The following is a 19,560-nucleotide window of genomic DNA, read 5'->3' on the forward strand; positions in this document are numbered from 1 at the left end:
CTGACGAGAACGTAATGTTCTCTTTATTTTGCTCAACCATTCATACGGTCTTACGACACGTACCAAATGATCTCGCTAAGCATTTTCTTCGAAAATGCTACTCACTCGTTGTTCAGTTTTCAAAGATCAAGTTTACTTTTTTGTTCAATCGCTTTGTTTCAGCGACCTTTATAATATATCATGTTCAGCACCTTGTCGTCAAGAGTTTTTTTAAATTATTTTTTCGTGTGATATGCTCTCGAATTAAATTAATTTAGTTAGCTCTTAAAAGGGCCGAGATATAATATACCACATATCTTCAATTAAAGTCAACACTAAAATAAAGAGATTTTTAAACCGTAAAGCAAGGCCACTCCCGGCAGTCCAAGCACTGTAACTGTGCCTATGGTTGCAGGGTTTATCGGAATGCTCACCTCTCCAATTAATCCGGAGTAGTTAACGACATATATTCCTAGAGCTGCGAGCACTAAATGAATACCAAAGGAACTGATCCATTTAAAACCGATTTTCCTTCTGAATAGAATGACGAGGATCAGCAGCAAGGATACACTAAGCACTCCCCATAGAATAATTTTCATTATAGCCCTCCCGCTTCTTTGGTAAGACTTATAGCATTCATCTCTTTAACAGCATAATGACCTTTTCCATTCAAACCGGCCTGCTTCGCTCTTTTTAAGTGCATCTGATACTTTCTCTCTGCAGCCTCAAGTGTAAAAATCGCATAATCGATCTGATCCTGCCCTTGTGCCTCCTCGAACATATGGTGCGCCTGCATCCATTCTTCATGTGCCGTCCGTATGTCTTCCAAAATTTCTGTACCTATCCGCTTCTCTTGTAATACCATTTTGCTATCCTTTGCACCAATTGCTTTAATCCAACCTGCCACCATTATGCATCCCCTCCCGAGAAATTAACTCTTAACCTCTTTGAATCCAGAAAAAACCTTTTGAAACAGCTGTTTATATAAACAGGTATTTCAAAGGCCTTGCGACAAAAGCACAAGCACAGCCGAGCCGTGAGCACAGTAAATCTTCTGCCTTCTGATTCTTCAGCGGTCCATAGTGAACTTACTGCGTTATTTCATACATATCGCGAGAGGGACAAACTTAGAACATACAAAAAAGAAGCCCTGATAGACTCAGAGCTTCTTACATTTGTACATTTCGCTTATAAAATGATCTAGTGCAATTGCCGGCGGCCTTCCAGCGCCTTAGATAACGTTACTTCATCTGCATATTCAAGATCCCCGCCTACAGGCAGACCGTGCGCAATCCGGCTCACAACGATCTCAAACGGTTTAACCAGTCTTGAGATATACATTGCCGTTGCTTCTCCTTCAATGTTCGGATTTGTCGCCAGTATAAGCTCCTTCACCCGCTCATCACTCAAACGAGTAAGCAGCTCCTTCAGCCGGATATCATCTGGGCCAATCCCTTCCATAGGAGATATCGCACCCTGCAGAACATGATAATAACCATTGAATTCTTTGGTTCGTTCCATAGCTACGAGATCTTTAGGATCCTGCACAACACAGATCACGGATGTATCCCTCGTCTTATCCTGACAAATGCGACACGGATCTGTATCCGTAATGTTACAGCACACCGAACAATAGTGAAGATTCCGTTTCACACTTACCAGCGCTTTGGCAAAATCAATCACATCATCTTCTTTCATGTTCAGTACATGGAAGGCAAGGCGAGCGGCCGTTTTGGGACCGATGCCGGGCAGACGTGTGAAAGCATCTATAAGCTTCGCAATCGGTTCCGGATAATACAAGTTAAGAATTCTCCTTCTATTGGCTCAAATTAGAACAAGCCTGGGATTTTCATGCCGTTCGTAAATTTGCCCATGTCCTGGTTAGCCAGTTCATCAGCTTTGCTCATTGCATCGTTCACTGCAGTCATAACAAGGTCTTGCAGCATTTCAACATCTTCAGGATCTACTGCTTCAGGCTTGATTGTAATTGAGATCAGTTTCTTGTGGCCATTCACTTCAGCTGTTACGACACCGCCGCCAGAAGAACCTTCTACAGTCTTCGTGCCAAGCTCCTCTTGAGCCTTGAGCATTTGCTCCTGCATTTTTTTGACCTGCTTCATCATTTGATTCATATTGTTCATCTGTGTCATCTCCTTAAATTAATATAATGTTATACACGCTTATTCTTTAATGATAACCAAATTCTCGCCAAAAAGCTCGATCGCCTCATCAATCCAAGGCTCCTTCTGGTTCCCTTCCTGCTCAGGCTCCAGCTTGAACTCCTCTTCCTTCTTCGTCTCCTGCGTACCTTCAATTGCAGTTAACCAATCCCGCTGAAGCATCGTCACCAGTCTTAACGGTCTGCCCAGCTGCTGCTCTAGCACACCTTCAATTACTTCCCTATTCGCCGGCTTCTCTGTTGTTTCTCGGTGAATACTGTTCTTAAAGGCGACAAGCACAGCATCTTCTAAGGCAGAAACAGGTTCTCCATCAACAAACCAGGCATGTACCGTTACTTTCTCTTCCTTGACGCGCTGAAGGATCTGCCCCCATTTGCTCGCAATATCGGTGAATTCCTTGCCGCCTCTCTGGGCAACATATTGCTCCATGTTAGGAGGCAGCTTGGCAGGCCCTGATATTCTTGGCGCAGCTGTTCGCTGATTTGAGCGAGCAGTACCGCCACCTGCGCCCTGAGCTCCACTCGCAGCTCCTACGCCGCCACTCTTCATCGCCTTCTCCAGCTTCTTCTCAAGCTCAGCAATTTGACGTTTCATCGCGGCGATCTCAGAGGAGTCGACGCTGGATCCTTGCCCCTCGGAAGCTATTGCAGCAGTACCGCCCTGAGGAAGACTGCACAATTTGAGCAATGCGACTTCGAACAAGGTTTGGGGCTGAGCCGCATATTTCATTTCACTTTGATATCGATTGAGCGTATCAATTACGTAAAACAACTGCTCTTTGGAAAAGGCATCTGCAATCGGCTTAAATGACGCAGGATCAAGGACCCGATCCGTCATCCGATCTGCATTCGGCACCATCTTGATCAGAAGCAGATCACGGAAATAATATAGAAGGTTCTCCATACTCTTATCCGCGCTCTTGCCTTCCTGCATAAATTCTTCAACCGTCTGCAGGACCTCGCCCACGTCTCCTTTCAGAAGGAATCCAGCCAGCTTGCCAAACTTCTCTGATGGAAGTCCACCTGTCATATCCAATGTCTGCTGATAGGAGACATGTCCTCCTGTAAAGGAAGAGACTTGATCAAGAATGCTCAGCGCATCCCGCATCCCCCCATCAGACAAACGCGCAATATATTGAAGAGCCTCATCTTCTGCTGTAATACCTTCTTCTTTACAAATCGCTGCAAGCCGTCCTGTCTGCTCTTCCAGGGATACCCTGCGAAAATCAAAACGCTGACAGCGAGAAATAATCGTAGCAGGAAGCCGATGCGGCTCTGTTGTTGCGAGTATAAACATCACGTGCGGCGGCGGTTCTTCCAGTGTCTTCAGCAAGGCGTTAAACGCTTCTGTCGTCAGCATGTGTACTTCATCAATGATGTACACTTTATGACGGACCTCGGTAGGAGCATACTTCACTTTTTCGCGTAAATCACGAATCTCCTCTACCCCTCGATTGGATGCAGCATCAATCTCCTGGACATCCATTACCGAACCCGACGTTATACGCCGACATGCTTCACACTCGTTGCAAGGCTCTACCTGAGGACCCCGTTCACAGTTGACAGCCTTCGCAAGTATCTTGGCAGCGCTTGTCTTCCCTGTTCCACGCGGACCACTAAACAGATACGCATGCGAAATCCGCTCTTCACGTATGGCATTCTGCAAAGTCTGAATGATATGCTGTTGCCCAACCATGTCTTGAAACGACTGAGGCCGCCAAGCACGGTACAACGCAATATGTTCCACTGTGCTTTACCCTCTTTCCACATGTCTCATGACCTTTGTTTGTGGCTTCATTATACTATATTCCCTCTTGAATCAAAACTTTAAAAGTACATGAGCCGTATTTTCATTATTATTTATTACTTGTATTCAATATTGTGAGGTCAAAAGAAATACCCAGTTGAATTGAGCTATTTCTATTTAGATATAACCATGAATTATTGCATTTAAATTCACTAAAAACCTCTCATAAATACAAAAAAATCTTTGCATTCCTAATGCAAAGATATCTGTCATACCATCTATTTATTTAGATAAGAACCGTGCACCTGTTATTGATAATTGCGATCCAAGCGGCACCCCTGCATAACAACTCGGGTTAGGCCACCCTCCGGCACAAGAGTGATCTTGCTTATGGCTGCTTCCTTCCGGACCTGACCAGATTCACAAGTACTCATTGCGGAGGACCCAACCGTCAACATTGCATGCAGGGACCAGCCTCACATCGACAAAACCTCTAACAGGAATTCAACCTCGCTATAGCGGATTGCGAGTTACAGGGCACCGCTACCTCCCCATCTAGCACGGTGAAAATAAGTATATCGCATGCAGTATTAAAATGCAACCGGACTGCAACACTTTCCAGCTCCACCCGTCCTGCAAAAAAATAAAACCTTCTGCCACTCCGGCAGAAGGTCAAAAACAAATGAAGCTGACGCAAGCTCGTCAGCTTCATATAAATTACATTCCGTATTTTTTCTTAAATCTATCAACACGGCCACCAGCATCCAAGAATTTCTGTTTACCAGTGAAGAACGGGTGACATGCAGAGCATACCTCTACACGCAGAGATTCTTTAATAGAACCCGTTTCGAACGTGTTACCACATGCGCAAGTCGCTGTAGTTACGTGATATTTTGGTTGAATCGCTTCATTCATGACTTTCACCTCTTCTTGCCCTGAGCCGGCTAATGGACCCAGAGTTATTAAGAACACAAAGTTGATTATAACACGCTCTTCTGCTCTACGCAATGCCTATGCAAATAAATGGTATTTGCAGAAATGAGAAGGCTTGTTTTATTCAAAAAGTCTGCTTTTTTACACATTGGATACCTATTCACTACGTGCTGTGATTAGGTTGTCGTAGCGGATGCCGCCGAAGTTCTATTCGTTCGTCTTGCAGGCGCAGAGCTTGTGCCCGAACCAGAAGAGCTGCCGGATTGTGTCTGACCCGTATTACCTGCCATATCGAGCGAAGCCAGGAACTCCGCATTCGTCTTGGTATTGCGCAGCTTCTTAAGGAAGCCTTCCACAAAGTCATGACTTTCATTCATATTCTTACGCACAGCCCATATCGCATCCAGCTCATCCTTCGTAAGCAGTACTTCCTCACGACGTGTACCGGAACGGCGAATATCGATTGCCGGGAAGATCCGGCGTTCAGCAAGCTTGCGATCCAGATGCAATTCCATATTACCTGTTCCCTTGAACTCCTCGTATATGATGTCATCCATACGTGAGCCCGTGTCAATAAGTGCAGTAGCTAGAATCGTTAAGCTGCCTCCCTCTTCCACATTCCGAGCCGAGCCGAAGAAACGCTTCGGACGATGAAATGCAGCCGGGTCAATACCACCGCTGAGTGTCCGGCCAGATGGCGGAATTACCAGGTTATATGCACGCGCAAGACGCGTAATGCTGTCCAGCAAAATAACAACATCCTTCTTCGCCTCCACTAGACGAAGCGCACGCTCAAGAACAAGCTCAGCTACTTTAATGTGATTTTCCGGAAGCTCATCAAATGTTGAGGCAACAACTTCCCCTTTAACAGAACGCTGCATATCCGTCACTTCCTCAGGACGTTCGTCAATCAGCAGTACAAACAATTCAATCTCCGGATTGTTGGTTGAAATGCTATTTGCTATCTCTTTCAGAAGGAGTGTCTTGCCCGCCTTGGGAGGTGCAACAATGAGTCCGCGCTGTCCCAATCCTACGGGAGCAAGCACATCCATAATACGGGTTGATAAATGCGTTGGGGATGTTTCAAGTACTAGCTTTTTCTGTGGGTATAGAGGAGTTAAGGCTGGAAAATGGAGTCTTTCAGCTGCCATCTCAGGGCTTTGTCCATTAACGGCATTAACCTGAAGCAGTCCGAAATATCTTTCATTCTCTTTAGGAGTACGGCACTTGCCGGATACGAGATCCCCAGTCCTTAAATCAAACTTACGAATTTGTGAGGAAGATATATAAATATCTTCTTTGCTCGGCAAATAGTTGATGGGGCGGAGAAAACCATAACCCTCTGGGAGGATTTCAAGTACGCCTTCCATGAACATAAGGCCGCTTTGTTCTGCCTGTGCTCGAAGAATAGCAAAGATCAGTTCTTTCTTCTTCAGCTGGCCGTAATAAGGGATCTGGTACTTCTTCGCTAACTTGTATAAGTCAGTCAGCTTCATTTCTTCCAGATCGGAAATTTGTAGATCCATGCAATAACCACCTATTCAATTAATAAGTCCGTAAAAATGGGAAGACTGACGGTCCAGTCGTATGTGTGCAAACTAAGTAATGATTATCTTCAATAACACTGCTTAGCATCCATTGTACGGAATTTACCTGTCTGAATGCAAATATGCAGATTATTGGCGGTATGATTGCCATTGTTATGCAAGAAATCAGTATTAGAATAGGTTTACCCATTTTTCGAAGAGATATTCATATAAAATATAGATCGGATAAAAAGAACTATTCTTGAATATGTTTATCTCTTCGAATATAAAACAATGACTTCTCTACAGTGTTTGACGCCAAACATCGGCACCCAGCTCACGCAGATTGGTGACTAAGTTGTCGTATCCACGATCAATAAACTCTACACCGCCAACCTCAGTGACCCCTTCTTCCACCGTTAATCCAGCGATGACAAGAGCTGCGCCTGCTCGCAGGTCGGCCGCCTTTACCTTGGCCGCATTCAGCGAATGTCCCTCGATAATCGCCGATCTTCCTTCTACCCGAATCTTAGCACCCATTCGGATAAGTTCAGGCACATGCTTAAAGCGGTTGCTATACACAAAATCGCTTAGTACACTCACTCCTTGTGCCTGGGTCAGCAAGCTGGTCATTGGAGACTGCAGGTCGGTGGCAAAGCCCGGATATACCAATGCTTTGACATCGACATGTTCATAGCTTGGTTTGCCGATCACTCGAATGCTCTCATCAAGCTCCTCAATACCAACACCCATTTCAATCAGCTTAGCTGTCAACGCCTCTAAATGCTTAGGGATGACATTATCAATGAGTACATTGCCACGAGTTGCAGCAGCTGCAATCATATATGTACCTGCTTGAATACGATCAGGAATAATGGAATGCCGGCAGCCATGAAGCTCCGATTTGCCCTCGATACGAATCGTTTCGGTTCCTGCACCTTTAATCGATGCTCCCATGGAATTCAAAAGTGTTGCTACATCTATAATCTCAGGCTCTTTGGCCGCATTTTCAATAATTGTAGAGCCCTTGGCTCTTGTCGCTGCCAGCATAATGTTTATGGTTGCTCCTACACTGACAACATCGAGATAAATTTTGGCGCCCTTAAGCTCTTTGGCATGAAGATGGATCGCACCATGCTCATTCGTCACCGTTGCTCCCAGAGCTTCAAAACCCTTGATATGCTGATCAATAGGTCGAGGTTCAAAGTTGCAGCCCCCTGGCAGTCCTATGGTCGCTTCTTTGAAGCGCCCTAGCAAAGCACCCATCATATAATAAGACGCGCGAAGCTTCTTCACCGGTCCGTTAGGCATAGGCAGTGAAATAATATGAGAAGGGTCAATCTTCATCGAATTTCCATCCCAAGATACCGTAGCTCCAAGCTCCTCTAGAATTTCGGAATAAACAGCAACATCACTGAGTAAAGGTAGATTATCAAGAATAACTTCCGACTCGGCAAGGATTGCCGCCGGAATGAGCGCTATGGCACTGTTCTTAGCTCCGCTAATGGTAACCGTGCCTTGGAGTGGCCTTCCACCACTGATCATTAATTTTTCCATAAGGTAAGAGGTCCTCCTAGAAATCACTTCTAGCCGAATTGAATAATTCTTATGGCATTGCGACACTGCGGATTATTATCATTTTAATACATTAAACTTTTAAGAAAATACTGATTATGAAATGGAAAAACACCGACTAAGCGGTGTGATTCCCATTTCATCTATTCAATTGAATTGTATGTCAAAGAACTTACGCTTGGTTGCTGGAACCAAACTCACGGATTTTGCCGATAACTGTTGCTTTGATCGCGTCACGACCTGGAACGATATATTTACGTGGATCGTATTCATTTGGTTTAGCTGCAAGCACTTCACGAACAGTCTTCGTGAACGAGATTTGGTTCTCTGTATTCACGTTGATCTTGGAAGTACCCAGAGAGATTGCTTTCTTGATGTCATGAGTCGGGATACCTGTACCGCCATGAAGAACAAGTGGAAGTGTCGTCGCGTTACGAATCTCTTCCATTTCTGCAAAACCAAGGTTAGGCTCGCCTTTGTAAGGACCATGAACAGAACCAAGAGCTGGAGCAAGTGTATCAATACCTGTTTCGTTAACGATACGAACACAGTCGTCAAGCTTAGCGTACATTACTTCACCGACAACATCATCCTCTTGTCCGCCTACGATACCAACTTCAGCTTCAACGGAAACGCCTTTGGAATGTGCATACTCAACCACTTTTTTAGTGATTTCGATATTCTCGTCGATTGCATGGTGGGAACCGTCGATCATAACGGAAGTGAAGCCTGCATCAATTGCTTCTTTACATTTATCAAAGCTGGAACCATGATCAAGATGGATGGCTACAGGCACGGTAATTTTCATATCGTGGATGAGGCCTTCAACCATTTTTACTACAGTGTAGAAGCCGCCCATGTGACGAGCTGCGCCTTCGGATACTCCAAGAATGACTGGAGATTTCTCTTCTTCTGCTGCAGCAAGAATAGCTTGAGTCCACTCAAGGTTGTTGATGTTGAATTGACCAACTGCATATTGACCTTTAAGCGCTTTGTTTAACATGTCTGTCATTGATACTAATGGCATGGTTTAAATCCTCCTAGTGTCTTTGTTTGTCTATGGTTATTAGCCGACATCACATACAGCCATTATTATACCACATCCGATGTTAAATACTAAACAAGGGTTTGAAAAATAAAATAAGCTGTGCAGACGTCCTGCCATTTCGAATTCTAGCAGAAGGCAGGGCACTGGCAAAGTGATGTCATTTACAAAAAGGCTACAAAAAATCCTGCCCGTTAAGACAGGACCCTATACATCCTATATTTCGTTCTTTACCCCGCCAAGCTGCATATTAACCGCGATCCGCATCTCATCAATGTCAAAAGGTTTGGTGAAGTGCATTAGCGCTCCTAGCTCGGTAGCTTCTTTAATCATGTCAAGCTCACCATATGCGGTCATCATAATGACCTTGATTTCAGGGTTCATCTCTTTGATATGCTTCAGTATTTCCAGACCATCCATTCCTGGAATCTTCATATCCAGCAGGACAAGGTCAGGGGAATGCTTCTGAACAATTTCCAGTGCAATTTTGCCGTTAGCCGCCTGGTATGTTGTATACCCTTCACTGCTAAACACTTCCATAAGCAAAATACGAATTCCATTCTGATCATCAACTATAAGTACTTTTTTGTTATTCAAAGTCTTACCTCCCGCAAATCAATCTACGCAAGCCGCACATGATTGTACCTAATCCAGCGATTTTTAGGTTGTTAGATATAAGATTCTACCTCGCTCAGTTAAATCCTGCTTACTCGAACTATATTGCATATAAATGGAACGGCATCCAATACCATGATAAAAAAAGATCCCGAAAAACGGGATCTTTGGTTTATATCCATTCGTTATTACATGTTCTCTGAATGTGTAAGGGACGCCTTCACAAATTCACGGAACAATGGCTGCGGACGGTTCGGGCGAGAAATGAATTCCGGATGGAACTGAACAGACAGGAACCAAGGATGTCCTGGAAGCTCAACGATTTCCACCAAACGTCCATCTGGAGACGTACCCGAGATAAGCAGACCTGCCTTCTCAATCACTTCACGGTACTCATTGTTAAATTCATACCGGTGGCGATGTCTCTCGTAGACCAATTCATCCTGATAGCAGGCAGCTGCAAGAGAGCCTTCCTGCAATTTACAAGGATACAGCCCAAGACGCATCGTACCGCCGAGATCCTCGATATCCTTTTGCTCTGGAAGCAGATCAATAACCGGATATTCAGTAGAAGGGTTAATCTCCGAGCTGTTAGCACCTGTGAGACCAACGACAGAACGAGCATACTCAATGACAGATACCTGCATACCCAAGCAAATGCCGAAGAACGGAATGTTCTTCTCACGCGCATAGCGAATAGCCGACACTTTACCTTCAATACCGCGATCGCCAAATCCGCCAGGCACCAGAATCCCGCCAATTCCGTGCAGCAGCTCATCTACGTTCTCATCCGTAATCTCTTCCGCATTTACCCAGCGGAGCTTCACTTCTGCATTGGCAGCAAAGCCTGCATGAGACAGCGATTCAACCACACTAAGGTAAGCATCGTGAAGCGCAACATATTTACCAACAATGGCAATTTCCACTGTTCTCTCCAGCTTGCTGATCCGATCAACAAGGCCCTCCCACTCGGTCATGTCCGGTGCAGGCGTTGTCAGCTTCAAATGATTCACTACAATCTCATCCAAGCCTTCATCACGAAGATTCAACGGGACCTCATACAGTGTGCTTGCATCACGGCATTCTACGACAGCATGCGGATCAATGTCGCAGAACAGCGCCAGCTTAGCCTTCATATCCGCGGAGAGCTCCTGCTCTGTACGGCACACGATCACATTCGGCTGGATACCAATTCCGCGTAGTTCCTTAACGCTGTGCTGCGTCGGCTTCGTTTTCACTTCACCCGCTGCTTTGATGTAAGGAATCAACGTAACGTGAATGTACATCACATTATCCCGGCCTACATCACTCTTGATCTGACGAATCGCTTCAAGATATGGCAAGCTCTCGATATCACCTACCGTACCGCCAATCTCCGTAATAACAACATCAGACCCCGTTTCACGACCCGCACGGAATACGCGTTCTTTGATCTCGTTCGTAATATGAGGAATAACCTGAACCGTACCGCCCAGATATTCTCCGCGGCGTTCTTTGCTAATAACTGTAGAGTACACTTTACCCGTGGTCACATTGCTGTTCTTGGAAAGATTTATATCAATAAAACGCTCATAATGCCCAAGGTCAAGGTCTGTTTCCGCTCCGTCATCTGTTACAAACACTTCACCATGCTGGTAAGGACTCATCGTTCCTGGATCCACATTAATATATGGATCAAATTTCTGAATCGTCACCTTAAGCCCTCTGTTCTTCAGCAGTCTTCCCAGAGATGCAGCTGTAATCCCTTTGCCCAGGGAAGACACAACCCCGCCCGTCACGAAAATATACTTTGTTGTCACTTTATAATACCCTCCTACATAAAAGTCCGTAAAATTCAGGCGACATTATGATGTTATCCTAACCCATTTTTCAGGTTATCATCGTCTAAAAAGGGAATAAGCAAAATTTGCTTGTCAAAAAAAACATCCCGCCTCACAGATCAAGGCGGTACATGTTATTTCTATCTATAGTTCCCTATAAAAAAGAAAAAAGCACACCCGAAAAAACGGGGCACTTTTTTATATAAAACACGTGTAATATTCATCGCTCAATCATAAGCCCAAGCAATAGTTTACCTGCTTGCATGAGCTTTTGTCAAGGATGTTCATCGACTTTATACAACCAGTTTTGGACTAGATTTCCTCGTCCTCATCTTCGTTGTCTGACTCATCATCATCGTCGTCTTCTGCGTCTTCTTCCTCATCGAGCTCTTCATCGCCAATAATCTCATCATCGACATCATCATCGTCATCATCCGAGTCATCATCGAAGAGATCGTCGTCTTCATCCTCATCACCAGAATGATCGAAATCTTCATCCTCGTGTTCTTCCTCAATGTACTCTTCATCCTCATCATCGTCGTCGTTGATGATTCTTGGACGCTTCGTACCCGTAACAGCATCTTCTGCTTTATCGATCGGATACCAGCGCTTGAGTCCCCACAGATTGGTTCCTACATAAGCAAACCGGCCGTCGATATTAATTTCAGTATATAGCTGTGCAATGACATCATTAATCTCTTCGTCGCCGAGGCCACGCAGCTTCGCTACTTCATTCATCAGGTCGCGATAGTAATAAGGCGTGTTGGCAACTTTAAGCACCATAAAAGCCAAATCGACCATCGGCATTTCGCGGATCCTTTCTGGATCCAATTTTAAATTGAGTGAGGTACTCACTAACGGACACTTCCTCTCACACATTAATTCGCATAACGGTTTATAGAATGATCTAAATACTCAGCTCCAGCTCAATCTATATAACGCTTTAACTATAACTAACATATCCATTAACAAACCTAAGTAAAACCTATTTAGCCTCAAAATGCAAGTTTTATGTGCATAAGTAACGAGATTTAAATCAAGCAGAAAAATTCCAATCTCTATCTATATAACTCACAGGCGATGTTCTCTGCAATATGTATCCCTTCTTCAGCGATAACTCTTCGATCACGCTTCCACTTCTATATTAGCTGCAAAAATTAAAAAAGACGGGGGTCCCTCCCCCGCCTTCTGACTGTATCCGCCCTGAAGGATCACTCCTTCGACGGGTCCCCGCAAGAGCCATGGAGCTCTCTATGTATATTATGAATTTCCAACCCATTTGACACGATTTATCGGGCCTATTTGAAATAAAAAAGGGCTGGTTTCCCATGCGGCATCACCTGCACGTACATACAATACCTCAAGCATGGCATCCAGAGGGGGACTGCCCAAAAATGGATTACTCCGTATTCTTATCCTTGCTGAATGATGAGATGAATCAAGCTTCCCAGACATCCAGCGGACACCAGATCATTCGTTTTGCAAAACCGCAGCAGTATCATGAGTGTTTGCTTGCACTTGCTAAGCTCAAGCCAACCTTAAAAAATCTCCGGCATGTCAGAGCATCCCGCCTGATCAGGGCACTGATCGTTCCTCTAACTCCATCTGCCAGGCTTCACAGTCTGAGCGGGCCAATGTTAACCATTGAGAACGACAGTAAAATAAAGGTTCACTCCACGATAAAAAACATCAAAACAACCCCTTCAGGAAGCCACGGCATCCCATGGGGGGTGAGAAAGATCCGAGCTCATAAGGCTTGGTCCAATTCTACAGGGCATCGAATCAAAATTGCTGTCATCGATACTGGCGCCGATTATCAGCACCCTGACCTCCGCCATTCCCTCGCCAGAGGCATTAATCTTCTCAATCGAAACATGCTTCCCTTCGACGATAATGGACATGGCACCCATATTGCAGGCACCATAGCCGCGGCAAACAGCACGGAAGGCATTATTGGCGTTGCCCCTAGATCCATCATATACCCTGTAAAAGCATTCGATCATCAAGGGTCGGCCTATGTCTCAGATATCATTCTCGGCATTGATTGGTGCGTCCGGAACCGGGTGGATATCATCAATATGAGCTTCGGCATGCGCACCAAGAGCAAAGCTCTTCTTGATGTCGTCAATAAAGCAAGCAGGGAAGGCATCGTCATCGTTGCCTCCTCAGGAAATGACGGGAAGCGGCGCTTCATTGATTATCCGGCCAGATACTCCCAGACCATCTCTGTTGGTGCGACCGATGAGAATAGGCGGATTGCCGAGTTCAGCAATCGGGGCCCTTATGTAGATGTGTATGCTCCAGGCAAAAATATATACTCCTGCTGGACTCACGGGAAATATCATGAGATGAGCGGTACCTCTATGGCTACTTCCCACGTCAGCGGTGCGATTGCATTATTGCTGTCAGAACGCCCCGGCTTATCCCCTGAGGAGATCAAGGCGCTGATCAAGAAAAGCGCAACCCCCCTTCGTTTAGGGAAGTCTACCCGTTCCAATGATCAAGTCGGGGAGCTCCATGCACTTCGATTACTTCAGGAGGGAACCAAGTCTTAATTAGGTGTGTGGTGGTCTATCTATTCTCGAAAGGTGTAGATCCTTAGTTGTTTTTCAGTCCTTGTATGAGTAAAAAAGCCTCCCGAGATGATGTTGGGAGGCTTCTGCATTATTTAGGAACAGCCGATTTTTTTGGCAGCTGCCAAGACAAATTACATTTTTTCGGGTGCACTCACGCCGACAAGTCTGAGGCTCGTAGCAATAACTGTGCGAACCGCGCCAAGAAGAGCCAGTCTCGCTTGCGTCTGTTCTGCATCATCCGTAATGACACGCTCTGCCTTGTAATAGCTGTGGAACAGTGCAGAGAGCTCGTACACATAACGAATAATACGGTGAGGTGCATAGCCGTTCGCTGCAACTTCAATCTCTTCTGGGAATTCACCAAGCTTGCGCAGAATGTCATATTCATGCTCTGCTGTCAGCTTGGACAGATTCACATCCCGTACAGGGTAGATTGCAATCCCTTGCTCTTCTGCCTGACGGTACACACTGCATACCCGGGCATGTGCATACTGTACGTAGAACACCGGGTTCTCGTTACTAGTGGAGATCGCAAGATCCATATCAAAATCAAGATGAGAGTCCATGCTGCGCATCGTAAAGAAGTAGCGAATTGCGTCCACACCAACTTCGTCCATCAGATCTTCCATCGTAATAGCTTTGCCCGTACGTTTGGACATCTTCACCTTCTCGCCATTCTGGAACAAGCTTACCATTTGGGCAATGAGAACAACCAGCTTGTCAGGATCGTTGCCGAGCGCTTCCATAGCGGCCTTCATTCTTGGAATGTAGCCATGGTGGTCTGCACCCCAAATATTGATCATTGTATCGTAGCCGCGGGCATACTTGTCGCGATGATATGCAATATCCGGTGTCAAATAGGTGTATGTCCCGTCATTTTTAATAAGAACACGGTCCTTATCGTCACCATATTTCGAAGTATGCAGCCAGGTCGCTCCGTCCTTCTCGAAGATCTCATTTCTTTCCCGCAGCTCATCAAGTGCATTCAGTACGGCTCCGTTGTCATAAAGGGAGGTTTCGCTGAACCAATTATCGAATTCAACACGGAAGCGCCCAAGATCACGTTTGATTTTATTGAGCTCTTTCTCAAGACCATAATCTCTAAAGAACGCTGCACGGTCACCCGGATTCAGCTCAAGCAGGGAGTTCCCCTTCTCAGCAACCAGTTCTCTGGCAAAGCCGCGGATATCCTCGCCATGATAGCCATCCTCCGGCATGTCTACTTCCTGGCCCAGCTCCTGAAGATAACGTGCCTCAATGGATTTGCTCAGGTTAAACACTTGATTACCGGCATCATTAATATAGTACTCACGGGTCACTTCATACCCTGCAAAATCAAGCACATTGCATAAAGCATCACCAACAGCTGCTCCCCGGGCATGTCCAAGGTGAAGGCTTCCGGTCGGATTCGCGCTGACGAACTCCATCTGGATTTTGCGTCCTTCGCCCATGTTTACACGTCCGTAGTCCTCACCCTGCTCATGAATGAGTTCAATAACAGGGTACAGATAGCTCTTGCTGAGTCGGAAATTAATAAAGCCCGGTCCTGCGATCTCAGCGGACTCAATGCCAGCCTTCGACAAATCGAGATGCTCAATCATTTGTTCAGCGATCATGCGCGGATTCTTCTTGGCAATACGAGTCAGCTGCATCGCAGCATTCGTCGCGAGATCCCCGTGACTCTTGTCCTTCGGTACTTCCAGCACGATTGCCGGTATCTCTTCCTCAGCCACAATGCCTGCTGATATTACAGCTTCTTTAATTGCGGCAGTGACTTGCTCATTAATAAGCTCTAGTGGATTGCGTGTCATGAATTAAAGTTCCTCCTGTATTTCCATACTGATATCAAAACGTCCTGATTTCTCTTCAAACATATATAGATCATAGCGAAAAGCAAGCTTGGCCGACATTCCTGCCGTGCGGATCTCAAGCTTCTTCGTATCTGTAGACAAAGCAAACGAAGTGTAGGGTGATTTATAGAACCCGGGCAGCCGTTGTCCCAGCTCAAAGTTCTGCTCTGATTCCACTCCGCCATGGCGGATCAGCTTCAAGCTGTGCGCTGTGACCTTAATTGTATTTCGAATCCTGCTCCCCCCGGGAACCTGCTCTTCTTCTTCATATCGTACATAGAGGGCGCTGCCTTTCCTGATCGCCTCTCCGGTAAATGTCTGTATAACCTTCTCGCCGTCAGCCATACTGTAAATATGAACCTTGACGGGATTCCATCCTGACATGATTCTATCGTCCCCTATCTACCTTAAAAAGCGTTCCTTTCGCTTCTTTCCTTAGTTCATTCTATAGATTTTGGTCATGTTGTTCAAATCAAAATCCTGCCTATCTATCTAAATGATGCCGTAAAACGTTAGCTCGCATACAAAAGCACCCCAGCAGCCCTGATCATATCTTCTTCAATCAGGGGATGAAAGGGTGCTTCACAAACCTTAAGCTGTGTAATATTGTACAAACCTACTTGACGAAGCCAAGCAGCATTTCACGGATCAGCTTGGATGCAACGATTGGCGTCTGCTGCGTTGGATCATAGATCGGCGCCACTTCAACGACGTCAAATCCCACGACATTCACACTCGATCTTGCAATCGCATGAACAGCCTCAAGCAATTCCTTGGATGTAATTCCGCCGGCTTCTGCTGTTCCTGTGCCTGGAGCTGCGGAAGGGTCAAGCACGTCGATATCAATCGTCACGTAAACCGGACGACTGCCCATGGACGGCAATGCTTCCTTCATGGGAGCTGCCACTTCAAATGGATAGAAGTTAATGTTCTCACGTGCATAGGCAAACTCTTCTCTCGAACCGGAACGGATACCGAATTGATAGATGTTCTTGCCTCCCATCAATTCTGCCGCTTTGCGAATTGGAGTCGAGTGGGACAACGGCTCACCTTCATACTGCTCACGAAGATCGGCATGGGCATCAATATGAATAATCGCAAGATCAGGATATTTCTTGTACATTGCTTCAAGTACTGGCCAAGTGACCAGATGCTCTCCGCCCAGACCAACGGGAATCTTACCGTCAGCCAAGAGACCTTCCACATACTCCCGGATGATATCCAGGCTGCGGCCTGCATTACCGAATGGCAGCAGCAAATCGCCTGCATCGAAATACTTCAGATCCACAATGCTTCTATCCAAGTAAGGACTGTATTCTTCAAGTCCTACAGAAGCCTGGCGAATATGTGCCGGACCGAAACGCGAGCCCGGGCGGAAGCTGACGGTGTAATCCATCGGCATGCCGTAGATCACGGCTTTGGCATTCTCATAATCCTCGGAGCTGCAAATAAATACATTTCCAGAGTATGCTTGATCAATTTTCATATTAAGCTAATTCTCCTTATTTAATCAGATCTTCCACGAACTTTGGCAGCACAAACGCTGCCTTGTGAAGACGCGGAGTATAATATTTAGTATCGATTTCTGGAATTGCTGACTCGTCTACCTCAAGGGGATCATACTTCTTGCTTCCCATAGTAAACGTCCACAGACCGCTTGGATAGGTTGGAATATTCGCTCCATATACACGAACGATCGGGAACACTTCCTTCACATCCTTGTTCACACTCTGAATCAGCTCAGCCTTAAACCAAGGGTTGTCTGTCTGAGCAACAAAGATTCCTTCTTCCTTCAATGCTTCATAAATTCCTTGGTAAAAGCCGCGTGTAAACAGATTGGCTGCAGGGCCTACCGGCTCTGTGGAATCGACCATGATAACATCATAAGCATTTTTGTGTTCATGAATGTGCATAAAACCGTCCCCTACGAGCACTTCGACACGAGCATCCTCCAGCTTGCCTGCAATGCTTGGCAAATATTTTTTGGAATACTCGATTACTTTGCCATCAATATCAACCAGAACCGCCTTTTTCACTTGAGGGTGCTTGAGCACTTCACGGATGACTCCGCCGTCACCGCCGCCAACCACAAGGACATGCTCAGGGTTAGGATGCGTATATAGTACCGGATGCGCAACCATCTCATGGTATACGAATTCGTCTTTTTCTGTCGTCATTACCATACCATCAAGGAGCAGCATGTTGCCGAACTCCTCGGTTTTGACCATAGCCAGATCTTGAAATTCCGTCTGCTCATTCACATAAGTTTCGTGAATCTTCATTGTAATGCCGAAATTCTCGGTTTGTTTCTCCGTAAACCACAATTCCATCGTTATTACCTTCTCTCGATTAGAATAAGTGTTCAGCCGGCAGCCTTCACCTGGATTTCTATCCACACAGCATATACAAGCGAATAGGAGCTTCAGATTTTCCGTCTATATTGTACTAAACCCATGGCACAAATTGACGCACTTTTGCATTATACGTTAAATCTGAAATCGCTGTAAAGATACTGTTCTATGGCGTTATTTTAGGAGAGCTCACTCATGCTTGGTCTGATTTCGGTTCGGCTCCGGCTCAAGCGAATCCACCGAAACCTCCTCGTTCTCGAGGAGCTGTCGCTTCTTCCCTTTTAGAGCTTTTGCCAGCTCATCCAGCGCACTTCCCTTCCATAAGGGAACATCGGTACGATAGGCAGCACGACCATTCAAATGCCCTGCAACAGGAGCCGTCAAAAAAACAAACAGAATGCCAAGCAGCAGCCTTGCACTCACATAGCCGTCATATACAATAAAAAACAAAAAACTGCCGGATAGAATGCACAAAATGCCAAGCGTATTACTCTTTGTTGCTGCGTGCGCTCGGAGGTATACATCTGGAAGCCGGATGAGTCCGTAGGCACTCAGCACACTCAGAACCGCACCAAACAAGACAAGGAGCCCAACGATTACACTAAAGATCATCGTCATTTTCGAGTACGAGCCCCCTTTCAATAAATCTGGCAAAGGCAACGGTACTGATAAACGCCAAGATGCCAATTAAGAGGATGATATCCACATAGGCTTGGGTATGAAGCAGCATAGACAATACCGCTACACTTCCAATCAAGTGAATACCTATCGTGTCGAGTGCCGTAATCCGATCAGCCATGGAGGGTCCCTTCAGAACCCGGTACAGACACCCGAGAATGGCGATACCCAGCAGCAACAGCGAAATGCTAAGAACGACAGTCAGCATTATCTTGTCACCTCCATAATCGCTTTCTCAAACGTATTCTTGATACCCTCTGCAATCTTATCTTCGTCCGGGATATGAAACGCATGAATGTATATGGTTCTCTTGTTCCTGGAAATCTCAAGCGGCATCGTGCCTGGCGTCAGTGAGATGAACAGAAACAGCAGCATAATCTCGAATTCGGAGCGAAGATCCGTCTCATATTTAAAAATCCCTGGCGAAATGTCGAGCTTCGGCTTCACAATATGGGAAATAACTTCAAACGAAGAACGAAACAGCTCCACAATGAGCAGCTTAATCAGCTTCAAGGTAGACCATAGCTTTTTTAAATAGAAGGGCTCGGGAAAGAATCGCCGAAATGCAAAAATGATCAGTAAGCCAAGGGTGTATCCGACAAAGAAGCTTGCTCCGCTCCATGAATGATTGAGCAGCATCCAGAGAAAAGCGATGAGTAGATTGAGAATAATCTGCCTGGACATTC

General features: G+C 45.7%; 20 protein-coding genes and 1 other RNA gene. 1 reads left to right on the plus strand and 20 read right to left on the minus strand.

What is annotated here, in order from left to right; translation table 11 throughout:
* Positions 1-314: 314 nt before the first annotated feature.
* The 13 genes from TCA2_RS24975 to rpoE form a co-directional block, all read right to left on the minus strand.
* Positions 315-578 (minus strand): pro-sigmaK processing inhibitor BofA family protein, encoded by a 264-nt coding sequence (locus TCA2_RS24975; RefSeq protein WP_047914321.1) that lies wholly within the window; start codon positions 576-578, stop codon positions 315-317.
* Positions 578-844: a DUF2508 family protein gene (locus TCA2_RS24980; RefSeq protein ID WP_047914364.1), complete on the minus strand. Its 267-nt coding sequence runs from the start codon at positions 842-844 to the stop codon at positions 578-580. Before TCA2_RS24980 ends, TCA2_RS24975 begins: the two co-directional genes overlap by 1 nt.
* A 335-nt stretch (positions 845-1,179) precedes the next feature.
* Complete coding sequence (gene recR, locus TCA2_RS24985) at positions 1,180-1,779, minus strand: recombination mediator RecR (RefSeq protein ID WP_047914322.1); 600 nt, start codon at positions 1,777-1,779, stop codon at positions 1,180-1,182.
* Positions 1,780-1,808: 29 nt separating this feature from the next.
* Positions 1,809-2,120 (minus strand): YbaB/EbfC family nucleoid-associated protein, encoded by a 312-nt coding sequence (locus TCA2_RS24990; protein ID WP_047914323.1) that lies wholly within the window; start codon positions 2,118-2,120, stop codon positions 1,809-1,811.
* Positions 2,121-2,159: 39 nt separating this feature from the next.
* Positions 2,160-3,905 (minus strand): DNA polymerase III subunit gamma/tau, encoded by a 1,746-nt coding sequence (gene dnaX / locus TCA2_RS24995; RefSeq protein ID WP_047914324.1) that lies wholly within the window; start codon positions 3,903-3,905, stop codon positions 2,160-2,162.
* Between the two features lie 297 nt (positions 3,906-4,202).
* An RNA gene (ffs, locus tag TCA2_RS26825) (signal recognition particle sRNA large type) lies at positions 4,203-4,469 on the minus strand.
* A gap of 153 nt (positions 4,470-4,622) precedes the next feature.
* Positions 4,623-4,820, minus strand: coding sequence for a 50S ribosomal protein L31 (gene rpmE, locus TCA2_RS25000; RefSeq protein WP_047914325.1), 198 nt, complete (start codon positions 4,818-4,820; stop codon positions 4,623-4,625).
* Between the two features lie 194 nt (positions 4,821-5,014).
* A complete protein-coding gene (rho, locus tag TCA2_RS25005) occupies positions 5,015-6,364 on the minus strand; it encodes a transcription termination factor Rho (RefSeq protein ID WP_047914326.1) in 1,350 nt (449 codons plus the stop codon).
* A 303-nt stretch (positions 6,365-6,667) separates the two neighbouring features.
* Positions 6,668-7,921: a UDP-N-acetylglucosamine 1-carboxyvinyltransferase gene (locus tag TCA2_RS25010; RefSeq protein ID WP_047914327.1), complete on the minus strand. Its 1,254-nt coding sequence runs from the start codon at positions 7,919-7,921 to the stop codon at positions 6,668-6,670.
* 190 nt (positions 7,922-8,111) lie between these two features.
* Positions 8,112-8,966, minus strand: coding sequence for a class II fructose-1,6-bisphosphate aldolase (fba, locus tag TCA2_RS25015; protein WP_047914328.1), 855 nt, complete (start codon positions 8,964-8,966; stop codon positions 8,112-8,114).
* A 234-nt stretch (positions 8,967-9,200) separates the two neighbouring features.
* Positions 9,201-9,581, minus strand: a complete 381-nt coding sequence (locus tag TCA2_RS25020) for a response regulator (RefSeq protein ID WP_047914329.1) — start codon at positions 9,579-9,581, stop codon at positions 9,201-9,203.
* 206 nt (positions 9,582-9,787) lie between these two features.
* Complete coding sequence (locus TCA2_RS25025) at positions 9,788-11,398, minus strand: CTP synthase (RefSeq protein ID WP_047914330.1); 1,611 nt, start codon at positions 11,396-11,398, stop codon at positions 9,788-9,790.
* 333 nt (positions 11,399-11,731) lie between these two features.
* Positions 11,732-12,274 (minus strand): DNA-directed RNA polymerase subunit delta, encoded by a 543-nt coding sequence (gene rpoE, locus TCA2_RS25030; RefSeq protein WP_047914331.1) that lies wholly within the window; start codon positions 12,272-12,274, stop codon positions 11,732-11,734.
* Positions 12,275-12,813: 539 nt separating this feature from the next.
* On the opposite strand from rpoE, the gene TCA2_RS25035 reads away from it, so the two are divergent.
* The gene (locus TCA2_RS25035) at positions 12,814-13,974 is read left to right on the plus strand and encodes a S8 family peptidase (protein WP_047914332.1); all 1,161 of its coding nucleotides are present in this window, start codon (positions 12,814-12,816) and stop codon (positions 13,972-13,974) included.
* Between the two features lie 152 nt (positions 13,975-14,126).
* Here the strand turns inward: TCA2_RS25035 and argS are convergent, their stop codons facing one another.
* From argS to TCA2_RS25070, 7 genes are all read right to left on the minus strand, one after another.
* Positions 14,127-15,806, minus strand: a complete 1,680-nt coding sequence (gene argS, locus TCA2_RS25040) for an arginine--tRNA ligase (RefSeq protein WP_047914333.1) — start codon at positions 15,804-15,806, stop codon at positions 14,127-14,129.
* Positions 15,807-15,809: 3 nt separating this feature from the next.
* Complete coding sequence (locus tag TCA2_RS25045; protein WP_047914334.1) at positions 15,810-16,229, minus strand: DUF1934 domain-containing protein; 420 nt, start codon at positions 16,227-16,229, stop codon at positions 15,810-15,812.
* 232 nt (positions 16,230-16,461) lie between these two features.
* Entirely contained in the window at positions 16,462-17,331 is an 870-nt protein-coding gene (gene speB / locus TCA2_RS25050; protein WP_047914335.1) for an agmatinase, read from the minus strand.
* 16 nt (positions 17,332-17,347) lie between these two features.
* Positions 17,348-18,175 (minus strand): polyamine aminopropyltransferase, encoded by an 828-nt coding sequence (gene speE / locus TCA2_RS25055; RefSeq protein ID WP_047914336.1) that lies wholly within the window; start codon positions 18,173-18,175, stop codon positions 17,348-17,350.
* A gap of 210 nt (positions 18,176-18,385) precedes the next feature.
* Positions 18,386-18,814: a monovalent cation/H(+) antiporter subunit G gene (gene mnhG / locus TCA2_RS25060; protein WP_047914337.1), complete on the minus strand. Its 429-nt coding sequence runs from the start codon at positions 18,812-18,814 to the stop codon at positions 18,386-18,388.
* A complete protein-coding gene (locus tag TCA2_RS25065; RefSeq protein WP_047914338.1) occupies positions 18,798-19,082 on the minus strand; it encodes a Na(+)/H(+) antiporter subunit F1 in 285 nt (94 codons plus the stop codon). The genes mnhG and TCA2_RS25065 overlap by 17 nt, the downstream gene beginning before the upstream one ends.
* Positions 19,082-19,558: a Na+/H+ antiporter subunit E gene (locus TCA2_RS25070; RefSeq protein WP_047914339.1), complete on the minus strand. Its 477-nt coding sequence runs from the start codon at positions 19,556-19,558 to the stop codon at positions 19,082-19,084. Before TCA2_RS25070 ends, TCA2_RS25065 begins: the two co-directional genes overlap by 1 nt.
* Positions 19,559-19,560: the final 2 nt, after the last annotated feature.

It is taken from the genome of Paenibacillus sp. TCA20, assembly GCF_000732325.1.
GTDB classification, from domain to species: Bacteria; Bacillota; Bacilli; order Paenibacillales; family Paenibacillaceae; genus Paenibacillus; species Paenibacillus urinalis.

Coding starts and splice junctions, on each gene's coding strand:
- TCA2_RS24975 (WP_047914321.1), bottom strand. CDS start 578: ATGAAAATTATTCTATGGGGAGTGCTTAGTGTATCCTTGCTGCTGATC.
- TCA2_RS24980 (WP_047914364.1), bottom strand. CDS start 844: ATGGTATTACAAGAGAAGCGGATAGGTACAGAAATTTTGGAAGACATA.
- TCA2_RS24990 (WP_047914323.1), bottom strand. CDS start 2,120: ATGAACAATATGAATCAAATGATGAAGCAGGTCAAAAAAATGCAGGAG.
- rpmE (WP_047914325.1), bottom strand. CDS start 4,820: ATGAATGAAGCGATTCAACCAAAATATCACGTAACTACAGCGACTTGC.
- rho (WP_047914326.1), bottom strand. CDS start 6,364: ATGGATCTACAAATTTCCGATCTGGAAGAAATGAAGCTGACTGACTTA.
- TCA2_RS25010 (WP_047914327.1), bottom strand. CDS start 7,921: ATGGAAAAATTAATGATCAGTGGTGGAAGGCCACTCCAAGGCACGGTT.
- fba (WP_047914328.1), bottom strand. CDS start 8,966: ATGCCATTAGTATCAATGACAGACATGTTAAACAAAGCGCTTAAAGGT.
- TCA2_RS25035 (WP_047914332.1), top strand. CDS start 12,814: ATGGATTACTCCGTATTCTTATCCTTGCTGAATGATGAGATGAATCAA.
- argS (WP_047914333.1), bottom strand. CDS start 15,806: ATGACACGCAATCCACTAGAGCTTATTAATGAGCAAGTCACTGCCGCA.
- TCA2_RS25045 (WP_047914334.1), bottom strand. CDS start 16,229: ATGTCAGGATGGAATCCCGTCAAGGTTCATATTTACAGTATGGCTGAC.
- speB (WP_047914335.1), bottom strand. CDS start 17,331: ATGAAAATTGATCAAGCATACTCTGGAAATGTATTTATTTGCAGCTCC.
- speE (WP_047914336.1), bottom strand. CDS start 18,175: ATGGAATTGTGGTTTACGGAGAAACAAACCGAGAATTTCGGCATTACA.
- mnhG (WP_047914337.1), bottom strand. CDS start 18,814: ATGACGATGATCTTTAGTGTAATCGTTGGGCTCCTTGTCTTGTTTGGT.
- TCA2_RS25065 (WP_047914338.1), bottom strand. CDS start 19,082: ATGCTGACTGTCGTTCTTAGCATTTCGCTGTTGCTGCTGGGTATCGCC.
- TCA2_RS25070 (WP_047914339.1), bottom strand. CDS start 19,558: ATGTCCAGGCAGATTATTCTCAATCTACTCATCGCTTTTCTCTGGATG.